Consider the following 18,445-nt stretch of genomic DNA (forward strand, 5'->3'; position numbering starts at 1 on the left):
GTATGACTATTATTGCACCGTCGATTTTATCGGCCGATTTTTCTAAGCTGGGGGAGGATGTTCGATCAGCCGAGCAAGCCGGCGGGGATTGGATTCACATTGATATTATGGATGGTCACTTCGTTCCGAATATTACGTTCGGTCCGCTCGTGGTCGAGTCGATTCGTTCTTACACGAAGCTGCCCTTCGACGTTCATCTGATGATCGAGAAGCCGGAGCTGTACATCGCTGCCTTTGCTAAGGCTGGCGCAGACCGGATTACGGTTCATGCAGAGGCATGCGTTCACCTTCACCGCGTTATTCATATGATTAAGGAGCTTGGTCTGCCGGCAGGTGTGGCGATCAATCCAGGTACGCCGGTATCGGCCGTTGAATCGGTGCTGGAGGATGTGGATCTCGTGCTGCTCATGACGGTTAACCCGGGCTTCGGCGGACAATCGTTCATTCCGCAATCGGCAGCACGGCTCCGCCAACTGCGCGGCATGCTGCAGGAGCGCGGACTTACGGATATGCATGTGCAGGTAGACGGCGGCATTAACGCTGAAACTGCAGCAATCGTACGTGAGGCAGGCGCGAATGTGCTTGTAGCAGGAAACTATGTATACGGCTCGCCGGATCGTGCAGCGGCTGTCGCATCACTGAGGTAATCGCGATGAGTAAAAAAGTGAAACCAGTCATTGACGTCGATCTTGATGAAGAGCGCAAACCGCGCACAGTCCTTATCGTTATTGCATTCAGTTTTGTTTGCGGCCTATGTCTGAGCTTGTTTGCTTCGATCTCAGGTCCGCTCAAATATTTATTTTCGCTTCTAGCGCTTATTGTCGGGATCAAAATGTTCGGTAAGCTGGATCGGGTCGGGCCGCGTATTTGGTTTGTCAGCCTGTCGATTATATGGTATTTGCTGCTTACGATCATTATTGCTTTTGTTCAGTACGCACAGGATAATCCGCTGCCCACAAACGGTTAGCCTCTTGTCCGCTCTGGAATAGGACGACTAGATCATGCATAGGATGGTTACATGAACGAAGGCTCTTGAGATGAACTGGGGTTACAAGCTTCGTGCAGCATCTATGTAGGCAGTCAGTACCACATTTCGATGAGCGCGCTTTGAGGAGGGATGGAGCATGAAATTTTACACGATCAAGCTGCCGAAATTTTTGGGCGGATTCGTCAAGGCCATCTTGAATACGTTCCAAAAAAACTAAATACGGCCGGCTCGGCGATAGTACGATCGTGGAACGGTACACGAGGGGTGTTCCATCTGCGCATGCTCGGAACATGCCCTCAAGCGCCGCATGCTGCCTGATACTAACTCTGCCTAGCTGAATTCTTCCTGCTCGGGAGGACTCCTCTAGGGTTCCGATTCATGGATCTCGGAGTGGGAGAATGGCGGGACAGAGTCGTTCCTCATTTACTACGTGCTTCGAGTCGCGTGCCCCATTGGGGTACAGCTTACTTATTGTGCGTGATAGAGTGTCTTGGATCTTGGATTAGCCGACAACTAATATAATGAATAACAAAAAGACCGCATCCCGTAGGACGCGGTCTTTCGTTGCTGCGAGTTATCGCAGGCTATTATACGCGAGTTACTTTGCCGGATTTCAGCGCGCGAGCGCTCACCCATACGCGTTTCGGTTTGCCGTCGACGAGGATGCGCACTTTTTGTACGTTTACGCCCCAAGAGCGGCGGTTTTTGTTGTTAGCATGGGATACGTGGTTGCCCGTGCTTGGCGCTTTGCCAGTGATTGCACATTTGCGAGACATGGATACACCTCCTTAATTGAAGCGGAGCATACGGCTTCGCAAGCATCCGCCCACATGAGGCAGAGCAGAACAGCATGAAAAGCATCCGCTGAAAGTCGCTTGTTATACGTCATCGAATACTGCGGCTTCCCATAAGAAGCGGCATATAAACATACCCAAGTATCGTATCACAATTTCCTTTTCCTTGTCTAGTCCTGAGGGGGCGCTCGCTGCGGATTCCTGGCCATTCGATACGCTATTCCTAAGAAAACGAGCGAATTAAGCCAATCTATCGCATTAGAACTAGCCGAATGTCGAAAAACATTGTAGAATGTCGTTAACACTGAGCTTTAAGTACTTACCTCTTATACTCATACTTTGAAGCTTCAAGTGTGTCAAAGGAGCTATGCTTGCACAGGTGTAGAGCCGTTCGACTCAAGGGCATTAGTCTGTCTAAGATTGGATGCGTTTACATCTACTTGAAAGTTGGAGTGGCATACGCTTCTATATCTGTATTCTTTATAGTACAATGTTGGAAAGTCCACAATAGAGATACATGAGGAAAAGGAGCGAGTTTCCATGCCACTGCAACTGAGCACTGAACTTGGAAAAGTGTTAATTACTGATGAATGCGTTGCCGTTATTGCAGGGTCTGCGGCATTGGAATGCTACGGTCTTGTCGGTATGGCTTCCCGCAAGCAACTGAAAGATGGAATTTCTGAACTGCTGGGAAGGGACAATTTGTCCCGAGGTGTCGAAGTGCGGCACGAGCAGGATCGCCTGCACATCGACTTGCATATAATCGTGAGCTATGGAACCAAAATATCCGAGGTTGCGCATAATATTCAAACAAAGGTCAAATATGTGCTCAATGATGTGATCGGACTTGAGGTTGATCAAGTACAAATATTTGTGCAAGGCGTGCGGGTACTTAAGTAGTTAGGAAGGGGAATAGTCGTTGAGCAAGCGCACGATTAACGGAATCGATTTTGCCCGAATGGCTGCTGCCGGGGCTGAGCTATTGAATCGGAACGCAGAGCGCGTTAACGCGTTGAATGTGTTTCCAGTACCAGACGGCGATACGGGTACGAATATGAATTTGACGATGACATCGGGGATGAAGGAGCTGCAGGGCAAAACCTCGCCTCATCTCGGAAAGGTCGTCGAAGCGTTATCCAAAGGATTGCTGATGGGTGCCCGAGGCAACTCAGGCGTTATCCTGTCACAGCTGTTCCGCGGCTTCGCCAAATCGCTGGCCGCATCGGAGGAAGCAGGCCCTGCACAATTGGCTGCTGCACTGCAGTATGGCGTTGATATGGCCTACAAAGCAGTTGTAAAGCCAGTCGAGGGAACGATTCTGACGGTTGCTCGGGAAGCAGCGAAACATGCTGTAACGATCTCGCGCCGGACTAATACTGCGGACGAGCTAATGCGTGAGGTTTACGAGAAAGCAAACGAGGCGCTTCAGCGTACGCCGGAGCAACTGCCGGTGCTGAAGCAGGTTGGCGTCGTCGATTCCGGCGGTCAAGGTCTTGTTTATATATACGAAGGCTTTGCGCGCGTGTTGTCCACATTGGATGCGCCGCAGCATGAAGCATCTGAAGCTTCATTCGTTACGGAAGCAGCGCTGCCGGAGGACGTCGGAATGGCCGATCGACTTCGCAGTACAGCGGCTGGACGTCCAGCTATGGGGCATTCCGCTCAATCCCGTTTAGCGACGGAAGATATTGAGTTCTTGTACGACATGGAATTTTTTATCGATCGTAATAAGGCAGCGAAATCTGCACCCGTATTCAACGAGCAGCGTTTCAAGGACGCGCTTGCGAAGGATGGCGATTCGATTCTCGTCATTGAGAGCGATGATGTGATTAAGGTGCATGTTCATTCTCGCAAGCCCGGCGATGTGCTGAATCTGGCGCTGCCTTACGGTGAGCTAATCGATATTCACATATTGAATATGCGCGAGCAGCATCGTGATTTGTTGGGCGAAGAAGGGCATGCGGAATCAGACATCCTGCCTGATCGCGAAGCGCTTGCTGCCGCAGAAGTATTGACTGGCGGAGCTGCTCCGCAGACGACTTCGCCGGAGCAGGTGCACGAGTACGCGCCGTTCGGCATTATCGCTGTCGCAATGGGCGAAGGTATCGCCGAAATTCTGCTCGATAATAACGTCGACATTGTATTGTCGGGCGGTCAGACGATGAATCCGAGCACGGAAGATTTCGTGAAGGCCATCGAGGCGCTGCCGGCCGAACATATCTTCCTGCTGCCGAACAACGGCAACATCATTCTCGCTGCTGAGCAAGCGGCGGAGCTGGTGGGTCGCAGCGTGTCGGTTATTACGACGCGTACGGTACCGCAAGGGCTCGCTGCGGCGCTCGCATTCCGGGAAGATGAATCGATCGAGCGGAATAGCGAGCTGATGAAACGCGCGTCCGAATCAGTACGTTCGGGTCAAGTTACGCAGGCGGTTCGCGATACGTCGATCGACGGCATTGCGATTCGTGAAGGTGATTTTATCGGCATTCAAGAGAAAGCCATCGTCGTATCGACGTCGGATCTTAATGATGCTTGCCGCACGCTGCTTAGCGGCATGCTTGAAGAGGGCGGCGATCTGATTACGGTGCTAACTGGCGAGGATGCAGACGCCAGTGTTACGAGCGAGCTGAAGCAATGGCTGAACTCGGAGCATCCGGATGTAGAGGTTGAAGTGCTTGAGGGCGGTCAACCGCTGTATCCTTACGTATTCGCGGTTGAATGACAGCGAGACTTACGGTTATGGAACACTACTAATCAGAGGAAGAAGGAGGAGGCGCGTATGACAACGATTCGAATCGTGACGGACAGTACGGCAGATTTGCCTGCTGATATACGGAAGCAATTTGGGATCGAGATGGTGCCGCTTCAGCTTTCATTTGGCGATGAGACATTTCTGGATGCGGTGACCATTGAGACGGATCAATTCTATAAGAAGCTGGCGGTATCCGACCAACTGCCGAAGTCGTCCCAGCCATCGACGATTGCGTTCAAGGAATTGTACGAGCGCATTCTGACGGAAACGCCAGATGCCCATATTATATCGATTCATCTAGCTGCTGCTCTTAGCGGCACTTATCAGTCTGCTGTCATCGGCAGCACCATGGTAGAGATTGAGGACGGCGAATCGCATATTACCGTGTTTGATTCCAAATCCGCATCAATCGGCATCGGTGTGCTCGTTCTGAAAGCAGCAGAGATGGCGGCGGCAGGAAGCTCGAAGGAGCAGATCATTGCTGTGCTTGAACAGCTGCGCTCCGAGACGACTATTTATTTTCTCGTGGATACGCTTGAATATTTGCAGAAAGGCGGCCGAATTGGCAAGGCCTCGGCCGTCATCGGCTCCCTGCTTAACATTAAGCCGATCTTGACGCTCGACGAAGACGGCGTTGTATCCTCGATCGATAAAGTGCGTGGACAGAAGAAAGCAATGCTTCGCATCGTCGAGCTTCTTAATCAGAAGTTCAACGGTCAGGAGCCTGTTACGGTAACGTTCGCTTATGCTGAACGTATCGAAGGCGCGCAAGAAATGAATGAATTGCTGAAATCACATTTTAACGTACAAGGCACAACGTATTACGAACTTGGCCCTGTTATCGGCACGCATGCCGGTCCAGGTACAGTAGGTCTTTTTATGCATAGGGTGTGAGAGGAATGAAGCTGGATCTAATTCCGGTCCGGCAAGTTAAGGGCGTGAGCGCGCAGAAGGAAAGCGAGCTTCACGCCTTTGGCGTCCGTACGGTTGCCGATTTGCTGGACTATTATCCGTTCCGGTACGAGGATTACCGGCTGCGGGATTTGGCGGAAGCCAAAGACGGGGAGAAAGTTACTGTTCAAGGCATTATTCGAAGTGTGCCGCTATTGGCGCGATTCGGCCGAGGCAAGGCGCGGCTGACGTGTCTAGTTGAGGTTGAGCATTTTCTAGTGAAAGCCGTTTGGTTCAATCGCGCTTTCCTGCAGGATCAATTGACGCTTGGCCGTGAGATTACGATTACTGGCAAGTGGGAAGCCCATCGTCATCAGATGACCGTCTCGGATTCGGAATTTCCGGATCGCGGTAAAGCCCGTACAGGAACGCTGCAACCGGTCTATTCGGTTGGCGGTGGACTGACGAACGCGTGGATGCGCAAGACGATTGCGCAGGCGCTGGTGCAGTTTGGCGATCTGATCGAGGAGAGCTTGCCGGCGGATATTGTGGCGAAGCATCGGCTTATGCCGCTTCGCGAGGCTATTATGCGCATTCACCAACCCGATGGGACAGCGGAAGGGCAGGCTGCGAGGAAACGGCTCGTCTACGAGGAGTTGTTCTGGTTTCAGCTCAAGCTGCAGGCATACCGTTCGTTGCAGCGGTCGCGTTCTGAAGGAATGGCGTTCCCGATCGAAAGCGCGACGATTCGAGAGTTTGCGGCAACGCTTCCGTTCGAGCTGACAGATGCGCAGAAGAAGGTGATTAACGAGATCACGCATGATCTTCGGCAAAAGCACAGCATGAACCGGCTGCTGCAGGGCGATGTCGGCTCCGGCAAGACGGTAGTCGCTGCTACGGCGCTGTATGCGGTAGCGAAGAACGGTCATCAAGGTGCGCTGATGGTGCCTACTGAGATTCTGGCAGAGCAGCATCTACGATCGCTGCAGCGGCTGTTTGAAGGGTCAGGCATCGAAGTGGCGCTCTTGACTGGCAGTCTGACTGCCCGCCGCCGCCGTGATGTCATTGCAGGCTTGCAAATGGGTCTTATTCATATCGCGGTTGGCACGCATGCGCTTATTCAAGATGATGTCATGTTCCGTTCGCTTGGCCTTGTTGTGACCGACGAGCAGCATCGGTTCGGCGTCAACCAGCGAAGCGTCCTGCGAAGGAAGGGCTGGAGCCCGGATGTGCTGACAATGACAGCGACGCCGATTCCGCGTACGCTCGCTATAACAGCATTCGGCGATATGGACGTATCGACGATCAAGGAGCGGCCGAAGGGGCGCAAGCCGATTAAGACGCATTGGACGAAGCCAAGCGCAATGGAGCGGGTGTTCGAGTTCATCGAGCGTGAAGTCGCGCAAGGGCGTCAAGCGTATGTCATTTGTCCGCTGATCGAAGAATCGGAGAAGCTTGATGTGCAGAATGCAATCGAGATGCATGCGACGATCGCGATGTCGCTGCCGAAGCTGAAAGTCGGTCTGCTGCATGGACGGATGACGTCTGCCGAGAAGGACGAAGCGATGCGGGCGTTCGGGGCGAATGAGACGCAGGTGCTCGTTGCGACTACTGTCGTTGAGGTCGGCGTCGATGTGCCCAATGCTACGGTGATGGTCATCATCGACGCTGAGCGCTTCGGATTGTCGCAGCTGCACCAGCTTCGCGGCCGGGTTGGCCGCGGTGAACACCAATCGCATTGTATCCTCGTTGCAGATCCGAAGTCAGAGAACGGACGCGAGCGGATGAAGGTCATGACCGAAACCGACGATGGGTTCGAGGTTGCCCGCCGTGACTTGGAGCTGCGCGGACCAGGCGATTTCTTCGGTACGAAGCAGAGCGGTGTTCCGGACTTTAAGCTGGCCGACATGGTAGCCGATTATGAGGTGTTGGAGGAAGCGAGGGACGATGCGGCAGAGCTAGCCGGTGAGGCAGATTTCTGGACGAACCCAGAGAGGGCCACAATGCGCAGCCGACTGCTGCAGGATCCGCTGTTTCAAGGCGAGAAGCTTGATTGATGGCCCAAGCGTAGGTATAAGGTTTGTTTCACATTTGGAGAGGCAACTTCTGGGGACGAACGGCATATGTATAAGCGATTGCCACATGCGGCGGTCGGTTGCCGTTCCGCCGGCTGGAGGTGTTTCCCATGAGCTATCAGAAATTCGGTATTCGGCCCGATCTGGTCGAGCGGGTTAAATTCAAGATGAAGAACCCGGTCGTCAAGGACCGAATGAAGACAATGCTTGCGAATGTTAACAAGTACGATCTGCAAGACCGCGCGAAGGTTCGCAAGCTTGTAAAATCAGCTGCGGCGGCGTTGTCGGAAAATTTGACGGATGCACAGGAAGATCAAATTATTACATTCATCCTGAGCCAGAAAATTGATCCGAACAACACGTTTCATCTGCTTAAGTTGTGGGCTACTTTTCGTTAGGACTGCCTAATCATTCTTTTATGATGATGCCACGAGGCAGCCCCTCCATAATGGATGGGGCTGTTTTGCTGTTTGTCTCCGTTTGACGAGTCATTCGACGTATGCTAAATTTGTATTGTTTAGTGGAATACTTGGAATTGTTCATTATGCAACCATACATTCCCATACAGCGCTCGCCAGTAAACTGGAGGCGTATAGCTTGGTTTGGAGAAACCATGGCTATGCGCCTTTTTGTGTTATGCTAACGATACGTTCAGAGAGAAGGAGATGGAAAGATGAACGAAACGATCGCTTTATTACAGCGCCACCGCTCCATTCGACGGTATAAGGAAGCATCGATTCCCGAAGAGCATCTCACGCAAATTGTACGTACAGGACAGGCTGCTTCAACCTCTTCGAACATTCAAGCATATAGCGTCATTGCAGTAAAGGATCCGGTTAAGAAGCAGCGGTTGACCGAGCTGTGCGGCAGCCAGCAGTATATTATCGATTGCCCGGTATTTCTAGTCTGGTGCGCTGACTTGAACAAAACGCAGACGGCTGTCCGGCTGCATGAGGATATGGCACTGGAGACTAACGTTGAGGTGCTGCTGCTCGGTACGATCGATGCAGCTCTCGCTGCGCAGAATGCCGCTGTTGCAGCCGAATCGCTTGGTTATGGCATCGTCTACATTGGCGGTATTCGCAATAATCCGCAGCAGGTAACCGAGCTGCTTCAGCTCCCGCCGCTCGTGTACCCTGTATTCGGCATGTGTGTCGGCGTATCCGATCAGGAGCCTGACCTTCGTCCGCGACTGCCGCTGGAGGGTGTTTATCACGAAGAAGTATATCGTCAGGATGGGATCGACGATGCCATCCGCGCTTACGATGAGGTGACACGTCGTTATTATGCATCTCGCAAAGGCGGAGGGCAGCAGACAACCTGGTCACTTGAAATGTATCGCAAATTCAACGGAAAGCCGCCGCGTGCGCATATGCATCCCTATTTGACCAGCCAAGGCTTTCAGCTGAAATAATTAAATCAGGACGAGCCCCAGCAAACCGCCAACGGTTTGCTGGGGCTTGTTTTGTCTTTGTGAGCATCGTGAGCGCCGTAACTTTCTTTTGCCATAGTTATATGGAACGCCAAGGAAGGGATTGTCAGATAACGATATATCGCATAGAATAAAATCATTAACAATACGATATATCGTTAATTGGAGGCGATTGCGACATGTCATCGGTATGGCAGCAGGAAGAGCGATTGTTTTTGCATTTGGGCAATGAGCGGGAGACGAATGGTTCGGGCAGACGGTATTTCAGCCGCGGCGGCGTCAAGTATGCGCTGCTCGAACTGCTGCAGCAGGAGAATATGCATGGCTATCAGATGATGAAGGCGCTGGAAGAGCAGTCTGGCGGCACGTATAAGCCGAGCGCTGGCTCGATCTATCCGACGCTGCAGATGCTGCGGGATCAGGGCTTCGTCAATTCGTCGAAGATCGAGGGCAAGAAAGTGTTCGAGATTACAGACGAAGGGCGCGCCTATCTGCTCGAGGAACGGGACAACGAGGAGAGCGGCTCACCGGGAGAGGAACGACAGGAGCCAGGGTTTGCCGAGGAAGAAGAAGGGCGGCCAGAAGGAGTACGGCGTAACCGCCGACTGACGCCGAAGGGCAAGGAGCTGCTCCATCTGCTGAAGGCGGCAGAGCGGGCAGCGCTTGCGGACCCGGATAAGGCACAGGCGCTGCGCACGATTTTGCATGGCCTGCTGCTCTCCTTAAGGCATATTACGGAAGGCACGGAACAGGGAAGGGAGACGTCACATTGAACGGGCCGGGTCCGATGCATAACTCAGTCCGTCCAGGTGGCGGAATGGGTGGGATGAGACGATTCGGAACAGGCGAGAAGGTGAAGCCTGCAAGCATCTTCGGGATGTTCGTCCGTATTTTTGCCCATGTCAGGTTACAGTGGAAGGCGCTTGTCGTCTCGATCGTTTGCTTAACCGCGATTTCGCTGCTGCAGTTCGCTATCCCGCAATTGACTCGCATTACGATCGACCATATCATTCCGGATCAGGCCTATAGCAAGCTGTATCTCATTGCAATCGGTATTCTGGGTTCGGCTGCGCTGTTAGGTGTGCTGGGTTACTTCAGTACTTCGCTAATCGCCTCGATTGGGCAGAAGGTGCTCTACGATCTGCGCAACGACTTGTACCGTCACTTGCAGAGTATGGATGTTGCCTTCTTCGACCGTAATCGCACTGGCGATCTCATGTCCCGCGTTACCAACGATGTTAATATTCTTCAGCAAATGATTTCGTCCAGCATGATGCAGCTGGTAACGGATTTATTCACTTTCACCGCGATAGCGCTCTATATGCTCTGGATCGACTGGCTTCTGACGCTGCTCCTGCTGGCGACATTCCCCTGCATGCTGTTCACGACTCGGCTGTTCGGCAAGCGGATGCGCGCCTCGTTCCGTACTGTGCAAGAATCGGTGGCGGATGTGAGTGACCATCTCCAGAACGCGTTGACGGGCATTCGACTCATCAAATCGTTTACAGCGGAGCAATACGAGGAGGAACGGTTCGCCAAACGGACGCAGCGCAATATGGATGCGAACATTCAAGTCGTCCGCTTACGCGCAGCGTATGAACCGATTATCGATTTTCTCAACTTTATCGGTTTGGCGATTGTGCTCGTATTCGGTGCATGGCTTGCCATGAAGGGGCACATGACCGTCGGTACGATTGTTGCGTTCACGGCTTATCTGCGGCTGCTGCAAAATCCGATCCGCCACTTCAGCCGCATCATGAACACGATTCAACAAGCGGCGGCAGGCTATGAGCGGATTATGGAGATTCTGGGTACGAAGGCGGAAGTGGTAGAGAAGCCGGATGCGGTTCGTCTGCCGCAAGTGGATGGGCGCATCGTGTTCGACAAGGTTGATTTTGCTTACAACAATGATTCGGGCGTTCTATCCACATTTGATCTGACGCTTGAAGCGGGACAGATTACAGCACTTGTTGGTTCTTCGGGCTCCGGCAAGTCGACGATTGCTCATTTGATCGCGAGGTTCTATGATCCGCAGGGAGGATCGATCTCGATTGACGGCTTTGATCTGAAGGCGGTTACGCTGCCTTCGCTGCGCGAGCAGATCGGGATCGTCTCGCAGGATATTATTTTGTTCAACGGCTCCATTATGGACAATATTCGATACGGCAATTTAGAAGCTTCGGATGAAGATGTGCATGCTGCAGCGGAAGCGGCGAATGCGACAGACTTCATCGCTTCGTTCCCGCAAGGCTACGAGACGATGATCGGCGAGCGCGGCGTGAAGTTGTCCGGCGGTCAGAAGCAGCGGATCTCGATCGCAAGGGCGATTCTGAAGAATCCGCGCATCATTATTCTCGACGAAGCGACCGCTTCGCTTGATACCGAGTCTGAGCAGCATATACAAGAGGCATTAGCGCAACTGCTGAAGGGCCGAACCTGTCTCGTCATTGCGCATCGGCTATCGACGATTCAGCAGGCTGACTGCATCTACGTTCTTGAGCAGGGTCAGATCGTGGAGAGCGGCAGCCATGCCGAGCTTCTCCAATTGGCTGGGCGGTACAAACAGCTCTATGAGCTGCAGTTTCCGAGGAAAGGAAACAGCGAAAGCGCCGGCACCGGCACCGCAGGGAAGAAGATTTCACATAGAGAAGCGAAGGCGTTGTGAAACTAAAAACGATATGCCGCGGTTTTTTGAGCCTGTCCAGTCATTGAAGACGCCCGATTTTGGGCGTCTTTTTATATGAAAACAATACTTTCAAAGGTAATTTACTAATCGTTGACAGATTTTCTCTCGAATTAACTATCGGTAAACTTTCAATAGGGTAACGTACCGCTGGCACGATTCTCGGCTTTTGTTGCGCACAGCAAATCCAACTCAGTGATCGTGCTTTATGTTGCGAGACCATGACGCGCTCCGTTCGGAGTGCTTAATGGAATATACATCGAAAGGAAAGGTGTGTTAATGAAGAAGCAAAGTTGGAAGCGCTTCACTTCGCTGTTTATGGCAGTCGCTCTAGTAGTGACGATGTTTAATGCGATGCCTAAGCAAGCGAAAGCGGAGACGACGTCGCTCTCGTTCGATTTCGAGGACGGCACGACACAAGGTTGGGAAGCTAGGGGGGATACGCTGACGGTCGCGGCAGATGCGGGGCAGAGCGGTACGCATGCGCTGTTGTCCTCGGCGCGCAAGGCGACTTGGAACGGGCCAGGCTATAACATGCTCAACGTTCTTCAGCCAGGGGCAGTATATCAAATCGAGGCATATGTTAAGCTGCCGATCGGCACTGCTGCTACGACAGCCAACCTCACGGTTGCCCGCACCGCTGCAGGTGAAACGAATACCAATTTTGAATCCGTGGCATATGCTCAGCCAGTTACAGCGGATCAATGGACCAAGTTGTCAGGGAGCTACACATACACTGGCGATGTGACGGCTCTGCAGCTATATTTTGAGTTGGCAACGCTGGATTCTTTCTATGTCGACCATATTACAATTACGCAGACGAGCCCCGCAGAGCCCTCCGGACCGACTTCGATTACGACAAACTTTGAAGACGGCACCCTGCAAGGCTGGTATGCGCGCGGCGGCAACGAGGTGTTGACGTCCGAGACGTCAACGGCTCATTCGGGCACTCATAGCATGCTTGTTTCGAATAGGCAGGAGGGCTGGAACGGAGCCCAGTTGAACGTAACGCCTGTTATTCAGCAAGGTAAAACGTATGCGCTTACGGCGTGGGTTCGATTGCCAGTCGGTACTGCCGATACTCCTGTCTCGATCGTCGTTCAGCGAACGACAGAGGGTAAAGATAATTACGAGATGGTCACTTCGGCTCAAGCCAACGCGAACGGCTGGACCAAAATTACGGGACAATACACAGTGAAAAACCCGATCGATAAGTTTGAAGTTTATATGGAGTCGTTCAACTACCCGACCTTAAGTTTCTACGTGGACGATTTCTCGATTGAGAAAGCGCCAGATATCGTCCCGATTACGATTCAGCAAGATATTCCGAATCTTAAAGATTCTTTCACAAACGATTTCAAGCTGGGCACAGCCATTGTTGCCGAAGAGATCAATGATGTGAATGGTCCAGGCGCTCAGTTGATCAAGAAGCATTTCAACAGCATCACGGCCGGCAACGAAATGAAATGGGATGCGACGGAACCGACAGAAGGCAATTTCACCTTTGCGCGGGCCGATAAAATCGCTAATTTCGCATTCGATAACGGCATTGCATTGCGCGGTCATACATTGGTCTGGCATTCGCAGACGCCGGATTGGGTGTTTAAGGATGCGAATGGAAACTTGGCCAGCAAAGAAGTGCTTTTTGCTCGGATGAAGGCTCATATCGATGCGGTTATGGGTCACTATAAGGGCAAAATTTACGCTTGGGATGTCGTGAACGAAGTCATTGAGCCAGGCGACAATAAACCGGGCGGCTTGCGCAACAGCAAGTGGTACCAAATCGCAGGCGAAGAATTCATCGAGAAGGCATTCGAATACGCGCATGCGGCTGATCCTAATGCCAAGCTGTATATTAACGATTACGGCACGGATAATCCCGTCAAACGCCAGGATTTGTACGACCTGGTCAAGCGGCTGAAGGATAAAGGCGTTCCGATTGACGGCGTCGGCCATCAGACGCATATCGGCATTGCGAATCCGACGATCCAGGCGATCGACGAAACGATCGAGAAGTTCACGGATCTCGGCGTTGAGCAGCAAGTTACGGAGCTCGATATGAGCGTTTATACGAGCGATAACGATAAGTACGATACGCTCTCCGAAGACCTTGCGATCAAGCAAGCGTACCGCTATAAGGAATTGTTCGACGTATTCAAAAAGCATGCCGACGACCTTACGGCCGTCGTCTTCTGGGGCAAAGACGATTTGAACACCTGGCTGCGCACGTTCCCGGTTGTACGGAATAACTGGCCGCTGCCGTTTGACGAACGCATGCAAGCCAAATATTCGTATTGGGCTCTTGTCGATCCTACTCGTCTGCCGACTCTTCCAAGAGATCCGAAAGCGGTAAGGATTGCGAAGGGCACGCCAGTCATTGATCACCTGCAAGAGCTGTTGTGGCTGAATCAGCCTGCACAGCAAATCGAAGGCAGCAAGGTGAACGGCACCCTAAAGCTGCTGTGGGATCCGACGCATTTGTACGCAACGGTACAAGTGAACGATGCTACCCTTAATGCCAATGATTCAGTCGAGCTGTTCCTTGATGACAACAATTCGCATTCCGCAAGCATCGAGGCGGACGACAAAGCGTATGTATTGAAGCGCTCTGGCGCAGCGGCGGACGGTATTACGTATACGGTAACGGAGAAGACCGGCGGTTATATCATTGAAGCAGCTATCCCGATTACGGGCGGCGACATGAATGTAGGCAAAGGCTTCGATGTTCGCTTGAAGGATGCGGATCAGGATAACGCCGTAACCTCTTGGAGCGATTATTCGAACACTCAGAATTCCAGCACTGCCCGTTACGCCAGGCTGACGCTTGACGATGGTATCCAATCCATAAACGCTGTCAAAGCGCCGAGCAGCGTTGCAATTGATGGCGTCGAGGATCCGGCTGAATGGTCGAAGGCGAATACGATTGAGGCGAACCGAAGTGTCACGGGCAGCGGAGGAGCAAGCGGCACGGCCAAGGTGATGTGGGATGACCATTATTTATACGTGATGGCACATGTGACGGATCCTGTTCTGAGCGACAAGAGCTCCAATGTCTGGGAACAGGATTCGATCGAGCTGTTCCTCGATAGCAACAATCATAAAACTGCGAGTTATGAAGCAGATGACGGGCAATATCGCATTAACTTTAAGAATGTCCAATCGTTTGGCGGTAGCGCAAACACATCCCAGCTGATGTCTGCAGTAAAGCTCACTGAGACGGGCTACGATGTAGAAGCACGAATTGCTTTACCAGATGCGGTCGAGGACAAGACGATCGGATTCGATTTCCAAATCAATGATGACGCGAATGACGACGGTACTCGGGAGAATGTGAAGATTTGGAATGACTCAACCGGGCTTTCTTATATGAATACGTCCAATTTCGGATTAGTCAATCTGATCGATACAGCCATTCGAACAGAACAAGCTGAGAAAGCGTCTGGCGCAATCATCATCGATGGCATAGAAGACGTCAATGTATGGAGCAGGGCGAAGACGATTACTACGAGCAGGCAAGTAAGTGGCCAAGGCGGTGCAGTCGGCACGGCGAAAGTGATGTGGGATGCTCAGTATCTCTACGTTCTTGCTACAGTCATCGACCCTGTGTTGAACGATAAAAATCCTAATGCATGGGAACAAGACTCGATAGAGTTGTACGTGGATCGAAACAACCATAAATCTGGGACGTATGAACATGACGACGGTCAGTATCGTATTAATTTCAAAAATGTTCAATCATTCGGCGGCAGCGGCGCAAAAGCGTCTCAATTGACGTCTGCGGTCAAGCTAGTCGAGAACGGATATGTTGTAGAAGCCCGCATTGCACTTCCAAAGGCAACCGCAGGACAAATTATCGGATTTGACTTCCAGGTTAACGATGATTCGAATAATGATGGCATCCGTGATACTGTAAGAGTCTGGAGCGACATATCCAACGCCTCGTGGCAAACGACAGAACATTTTGGCCAGCTGCTTCTCGTTGATAACACTGGCAGCAACGGCAACGGCAACGGCAACGGCAACGGCAACGGCAACGGCAATGGCAATGGCAACGGCAATGGCAATGGTAATGGCAACGGCAACAGCAACGGCAATGGCAATGGCAACGGTAATGGCAACGGCAACGGCAACGGCAAGGGTAACGGAAAGTGAATAACAAATAACGGCAATCCATTTGTATTCAAAGATGTACCAGCCAAATGCGCTTTAAGTTATTTCACTTATTTTTTGTTTGAAAATAAATAAAGCAAAGGCGGCCTCTGTTGAGGTCGCCTTTGCTTCATGTTGTTGGCCTATAAGGGGCGTGACAGCCGCAGTCTCATCATGCTTCCACTGGCTCAATTAATTCCGCGAAGTCGTTGCGGACGCTGCCGACTGCTGCAGATACTGGATAAGCTTCCATCAGCGATTCGTCGAATGGCTGGAATAGATGCTGCAGGTCAGCGGGATTAGTTATTGTGCGGTCGAGCCATAGCGGTTCATCCTCGGGACGAAGCATGACCGGCATTCGATTATGGATCGGCTCCATCAATTCGTTCGGAGAGGTCGTCAGCACGGTGCAGGTGCTCAGCTTCACGCCGTCTGCGGCAACCCAAGTCTCGTACAAGCCAGCCATGGCGAACGGCTGACGGTCGCGCATGACGATGCGCATCGGCTGCTTGGTACCGTCTTGGCGCGTCTTCCATTCATAGAAACTGTCGGCTGGGATGAGACATCGCTTGCGTCGTACGGCTTCACGGAAGGCGGGCTTGTCCGCTGCGCTTTCAGCGCGGGCGTTAAGCATCTTCGAACCAATTTTCGGATCGTCTGCCCAAGGCGGCACAAGGCCCCACTTCAGCTCGCCGAGCCGGTTCTGTTCCCCGTCATTAATAATGGCGAGCACGAGCTGGCCGGGAGCGACATTATATTGCGGCCGGTGATAAGGCACATTCGTTTGCCCAATCATGAACCGAAGCATCATTTCTTCAAGCGATACGGTTAAGGTGTAGCGTCCGCACATATTAGCGGTCTCCTCCTACGCTGGATTTCGCAGTTCTGATCATCGTTATCGCTTATTATACATCGATTACGAGGTGTGCGCATATCGGATTGGTGTTTATAAGTGTAAAAGTTGACAAATAATACAAACAGTACAACTGTCACAATTTGCAGCGTGTATAGATCGAAGAGTCAATCGGGAGAGGAAGGATGCGCGTGACGAACGCTCACCGCCGCCGCGCTGCCCGCCTAGCACAAGGCTGCTTGGCGCGGCGTCTTGGTTCCGAAGCGGCAGCAGCAGTGCTTCGTGTGCTGCGGCTGCCAATAGACGCTGTAGCCTATGCGATCCGCTATGCGGTCGGCAAATGGCGGGCCATGTCGGCGTCCCAAGCGATGTCGGCTTCAGCTTCTGCATTGCCGCTGGAACAATCACTGGTCGCGGCGCTTGCATCGTCGTGGCGCAAGCTAGAGCAGCAGGCCGGACTGCCGATTCCGACTGAAGCCAGCTTGAAAGCCGCTGATCGGGCGCTGTTGGACTACATTCGCGGAGAGACGGCGCGGCTTAATCGAAACAATGTAACACGCACGATGGCTTATCTAGCGATGTATGAACGGCGTCCCGAGCTGCATTGGGCGATGCTGGCGCATATGGTGTCGCGCAATGGCGGCTGGAATATGACGGATCTGCAAGGGGAATGGCTGCCCCGGCTGCTAAGCGAGCGCAAGCGGGACGACATTTTTCTTTTTCTAGAGCGGGCTAATGCACTTATATTCGGTGATGCCTATCCGCAGCTCCTGCTGTATGAGCATAGCGTGCGCTTCCGCCGCCCTTTATTTCATTTGCTGCCGATGCTTCGGGTATCCGGCTTCATGCAGCCGGTGTGGGAGCAGTTCTGGACAACGCGCAATAGCACGGTGCTCACGGTGGCTCTAATCGTGAATGAACAGCATTACATCGAGCGCCGACTTGTTCAGCATCCGTATTATCGGAAGCGCGTCATCGACACGTTGTTCTTCGGTGTGCAATCGTTGCTGCAGCTCAATGCCATTCTGCTGCCATACGCTCATGGGCAGAAACCGCAAGAGCTGCGGCTGGCGGGGCTTATTATCGAACGATTCAGCAGCATTCATGAACGGATCGAAATCGGCAAAAGGTTGTATGCGCTTCTGTTCGCTGTACCTCGCATCGGCGATGGAGCAGCAGCCTTTGCCCGCAGCGTACGCCATACAGGTTCACGCGCTGATTTTGCGCCGCATTTGTTCGAACGACTGCGCGAGCATCCCGCTCAAGTGCCTTATAAGGAGCGGCTGCTCGGCGGCCAACTGAAGCCCGGTGCGGAACGCCCCTACAGTCCTGCGCTGGCTGACGCTTGGCCGGATCAAGCCGTAGAACCGGCAGAGCCGGGGGATTGGTTCACGATGGCCGTCGACGTCGTCCCGTATTTCGAGCGGCTGCCGCTTCCGAATACGTTCGAGATGACGAACGAGTACGGATTTCTGCTTGATAAGCTGGAGCTTGCGGCAGCCGCATCTTTTCGTCCGGAAGAGGAAGTGGAGGAGGCTTTCAGCGAACCTGAGCTGCCGATTCAAGATCATGCGATTGACATGAGACCTTAATCAATGGTATAAAAAGGACTGATACGTACAAGCAACGAAGGGAATTCAGTAGCTTAAGTCAGCCTATGCATCAGAGAGCCGGCGGGTGGTGCGAGCCGGTGCATGCGCTTAATGCGAATTACGTCCTGGAGCTTCTTATGTCCGAACCCGCGTATGCGGAAGGTCAAGACGGTCGTCGACCGTTATCCGACAAGAGTGGAATATGCCCCGCGCATGTTCAACATAGGGTGGTACCG

15 protein-coding genes and 1 other annotated feature (1 of these 16 cut by a window edge) are annotated in these 18,445 nt (G+C 52.5%); of the genes, 13 read left to right on the forward strand and 2 right to left on the reverse strand.

The window, feature by feature from the left end; translation table 11 throughout:
• The first annotated feature begins 2 nt into the window (after nt 1–2).
• The 3 genes from rpe to spoVM all read left to right on the forward strand — a co-directional run bounded on the left by rpe (nt 3) and on the right by spoVM (nt 1,205).
• Nucleotides 3–647, forward strand: coding sequence for a ribulose-phosphate 3-epimerase (rpe, locus tag H8B09_RS05275; protein WP_191202378.1), 645 nt, complete (start codon nt 3–5; stop codon nt 645–647).
• Between the two features lie 5 nt (nt 648–652).
• Nucleotides 653–967, forward strand: a complete 315-nt coding sequence (locus tag H8B09_RS05280) for a hypothetical protein (RefSeq protein ID WP_191202379.1) — start codon at nt 653–655, stop codon at nt 965–967.
• 157 nt (nt 968–1,124) lie between these two features.
• Nucleotides 1,125–1,205 (forward strand): stage V sporulation protein SpoVM, encoded by an 81-nt coding sequence (gene spoVM, locus H8B09_RS05285; protein WP_010345573.1) that lies wholly within the window; start codon nt 1,125–1,127, stop codon nt 1,203–1,205.
• A 370-nt stretch (nt 1,206–1,575) separates the two neighbouring features.
• On the opposite strand, the gene rpmB is transcribed toward spoVM, so the two are convergent.
• Nucleotides 1,576–1,764 carry a 50S ribosomal protein L28 gene (gene rpmB, locus H8B09_RS05290; protein ID WP_127534156.1) on the reverse strand — a complete coding sequence of 63 codons (189 nt, stop codon included), beginning with the start codon at nt 1,762–1,764 and terminating at the stop codon, nt 1,576–1,578.
• A 558-nt stretch (nt 1,765–2,322) separates the two neighbouring features.
• Between rpmB and H8B09_RS05295 the strand changes: the two genes are divergently transcribed.
• From H8B09_RS05295 to H8B09_RS05335, 9 genes are all read left to right on the forward strand, one after another.
• Entirely contained in the window at nt 2,323–2,682 is a 360-nt protein-coding gene (locus tag H8B09_RS05295; protein WP_191202380.1) for an Asp23/Gls24 family envelope stress response protein, read from the forward strand.
• Between the two features lie 19 nt (nt 2,683–2,701).
• Nucleotides 2,702–4,504: a DAK2 domain-containing protein gene (locus tag H8B09_RS05300; RefSeq protein WP_502572606.1), complete on the forward strand. Its 1,803-nt coding sequence runs from the start codon at nt 2,702–2,704 to the stop codon at nt 4,502–4,504.
• 57 nt (nt 4,505–4,561) lie between these two features.
• On the forward strand, nt 4,562–5,428 hold the full coding sequence (locus tag H8B09_RS05305) for a DegV family protein (RefSeq protein ID WP_191202381.1): 867 nt from the start codon (nt 4,562–4,564) through the stop codon (nt 5,426–5,428).
• Nucleotides 5,429–5,433: 5 nt separating this feature from the next.
• Nucleotides 5,434–7,482 (forward strand): ATP-dependent DNA helicase RecG, encoded by a 2,049-nt coding sequence (gene recG / locus H8B09_RS05310; protein ID WP_191202382.1) that lies wholly within the window; start codon nt 5,434–5,436, stop codon nt 7,480–7,482.
• A gap of 128 nt (nt 7,483–7,610) precedes the next feature.
• Nucleotides 7,611–7,898, forward strand: coding sequence for a stage VI sporulation protein F (locus H8B09_RS05315; RefSeq protein WP_191202383.1), 288 nt, complete (start codon nt 7,611–7,613; stop codon nt 7,896–7,898).
• Between the two features lie 275 nt (nt 7,899–8,173).
• Nucleotides 8,174–8,914 carry an oxygen-insensitive NADPH nitroreductase gene (gene nfsA, locus H8B09_RS05320; protein ID WP_191202384.1) on the forward strand — a complete coding sequence of 247 codons (741 nt, stop codon included), beginning with the start codon at nt 8,174–8,176 and terminating at the stop codon, nt 8,912–8,914.
• Nucleotides 8,915–9,111: 197 nt separating this feature from the next.
• A complete protein-coding gene (locus tag H8B09_RS05325) occupies nt 9,112–9,705 on the forward strand; it encodes a PadR family transcriptional regulator (protein ID WP_191202385.1) in 594 nt (197 codons plus the stop codon).
• The gene (locus H8B09_RS05330; RefSeq protein ID WP_224753262.1) at nt 9,702–11,597 is read left to right on the forward strand and encodes an ABC transporter ATP-binding protein; all 1,896 of its coding nucleotides are present in this window, start codon (nt 9,702–9,704) and stop codon (nt 11,595–11,597) included. The genes H8B09_RS05325 and H8B09_RS05330 overlap by 4 nt, the downstream gene beginning before the upstream one ends.
• A 297-nt stretch (nt 11,598–11,894) precedes the next feature.
• The gene (locus H8B09_RS05335; RefSeq protein WP_191202386.1) at nt 11,895–15,767 is read left to right on the forward strand and encodes a sugar-binding protein; all 3,873 of its coding nucleotides are present in this window, start codon (nt 11,895–11,897) and stop codon (nt 15,765–15,767) included.
• 169 nt (nt 15,768–15,936) lie between these two features.
• Here the strand turns inward: H8B09_RS05335 and H8B09_RS05340 are convergent, their stop codons facing one another.
• A complete protein-coding gene (locus tag H8B09_RS05340) occupies nt 15,937–16,614 on the reverse strand; it encodes an SOS response-associated peptidase (protein WP_191202387.1) in 678 nt (225 codons plus the stop codon).
• A gap of 188 nt (nt 16,615–16,802) precedes the next feature.
• Here H8B09_RS05340 and H8B09_RS05345 point away from each other — a divergent pair, with 188 nt between their 5' ends.
• The gene (locus tag H8B09_RS05345) at nt 16,803–18,209 is read left to right on the forward strand and encodes a DUF2515 domain-containing protein (protein WP_224753263.1); all 1,407 of its coding nucleotides are present in this window, start codon (nt 16,803–16,805) and stop codon (nt 18,207–18,209) included.
• Nucleotides 18,210–18,234: 25 nt separating this feature from the next.
• Nucleotides 18,235–18,445, forward strand: a binding site (T-box leader); it runs 18 nt beyond the window's last position.

The sequence above is a fragment of the Paenibacillus terricola genome (assembly GCF_014779765.1).
GTDB classification, from domain to species: Bacteria; Bacillota; Bacilli; order Paenibacillales; family Paenibacillaceae; genus Paenibacillus_T; species Paenibacillus_T terricola.

What these genes read in the sequence shown, in the direction of transcription:
- rpe (WP_191202378.1), top strand. Translation starts at nt 3, where the DNA reads ATGACTATTATTGCACCGTCGATTTTATCGGCCGATTTTTCTAAGCTG.
- H8B09_RS05280 (WP_191202379.1), top strand. Translation starts at nt 653, where the DNA reads ATGAGTAAAAAAGTGAAACCAGTCATTGACGTCGATCTTGATGAAGAG.
- spoVM (WP_010345573.1), top strand. Translation starts at nt 1,125, where the DNA reads ATGAAATTTTACACGATCAAGCTGCCGAAATTTTTGGGCGGATTCGTC.
- rpmB (WP_127534156.1), bottom strand. Translation starts at nt 1,764, where the DNA reads ATGTCTCGCAAATGTGCAATCACTGGCAAAGCGCCAAGCACGGGCAAC.
- H8B09_RS05295 (WP_191202380.1), top strand. Translation starts at nt 2,323, where the DNA reads ATGCCACTGCAACTGAGCACTGAACTTGGAAAAGTGTTAATTACTGAT.
- H8B09_RS05305 (WP_191202381.1), top strand. Translation starts at nt 4,562, where the DNA reads ATGACAACGATTCGAATCGTGACGGACAGTACGGCAGATTTGCCTGCT.
- recG (WP_191202382.1), top strand. Translation starts at nt 5,434, where the DNA reads ATGAAGCTGGATCTAATTCCGGTCCGGCAAGTTAAGGGCGTGAGCGCG.
- H8B09_RS05315 (WP_191202383.1), top strand. Translation starts at nt 7,611, where the DNA reads ATGAGCTATCAGAAATTCGGTATTCGGCCCGATCTGGTCGAGCGGGTT.
- nfsA (WP_191202384.1), top strand. Translation starts at nt 8,174, where the DNA reads ATGAACGAAACGATCGCTTTATTACAGCGCCACCGCTCCATTCGACGG.
- H8B09_RS05325 (WP_191202385.1), top strand. Translation starts at nt 9,112, where the DNA reads ATGTCATCGGTATGGCAGCAGGAAGAGCGATTGTTTTTGCATTTGGGC.
- H8B09_RS05335 (WP_191202386.1), top strand. Translation starts at nt 11,895, where the DNA reads ATGAAGAAGCAAAGTTGGAAGCGCTTCACTTCGCTGTTTATGGCAGTC.
- H8B09_RS05340 (WP_191202387.1), bottom strand. Translation starts at nt 16,614, where the DNA reads ATGTGCGGACGCTACACCTTAACCGTATCGCTTGAAGAAATGATGCTT.
- H8B09_RS05345 (WP_224753263.1), top strand. Translation starts at nt 16,803, where the DNA reads ATGCGCGTGACGAACGCTCACCGCCGCCGCGCTGCCCGCCTAGCACAA.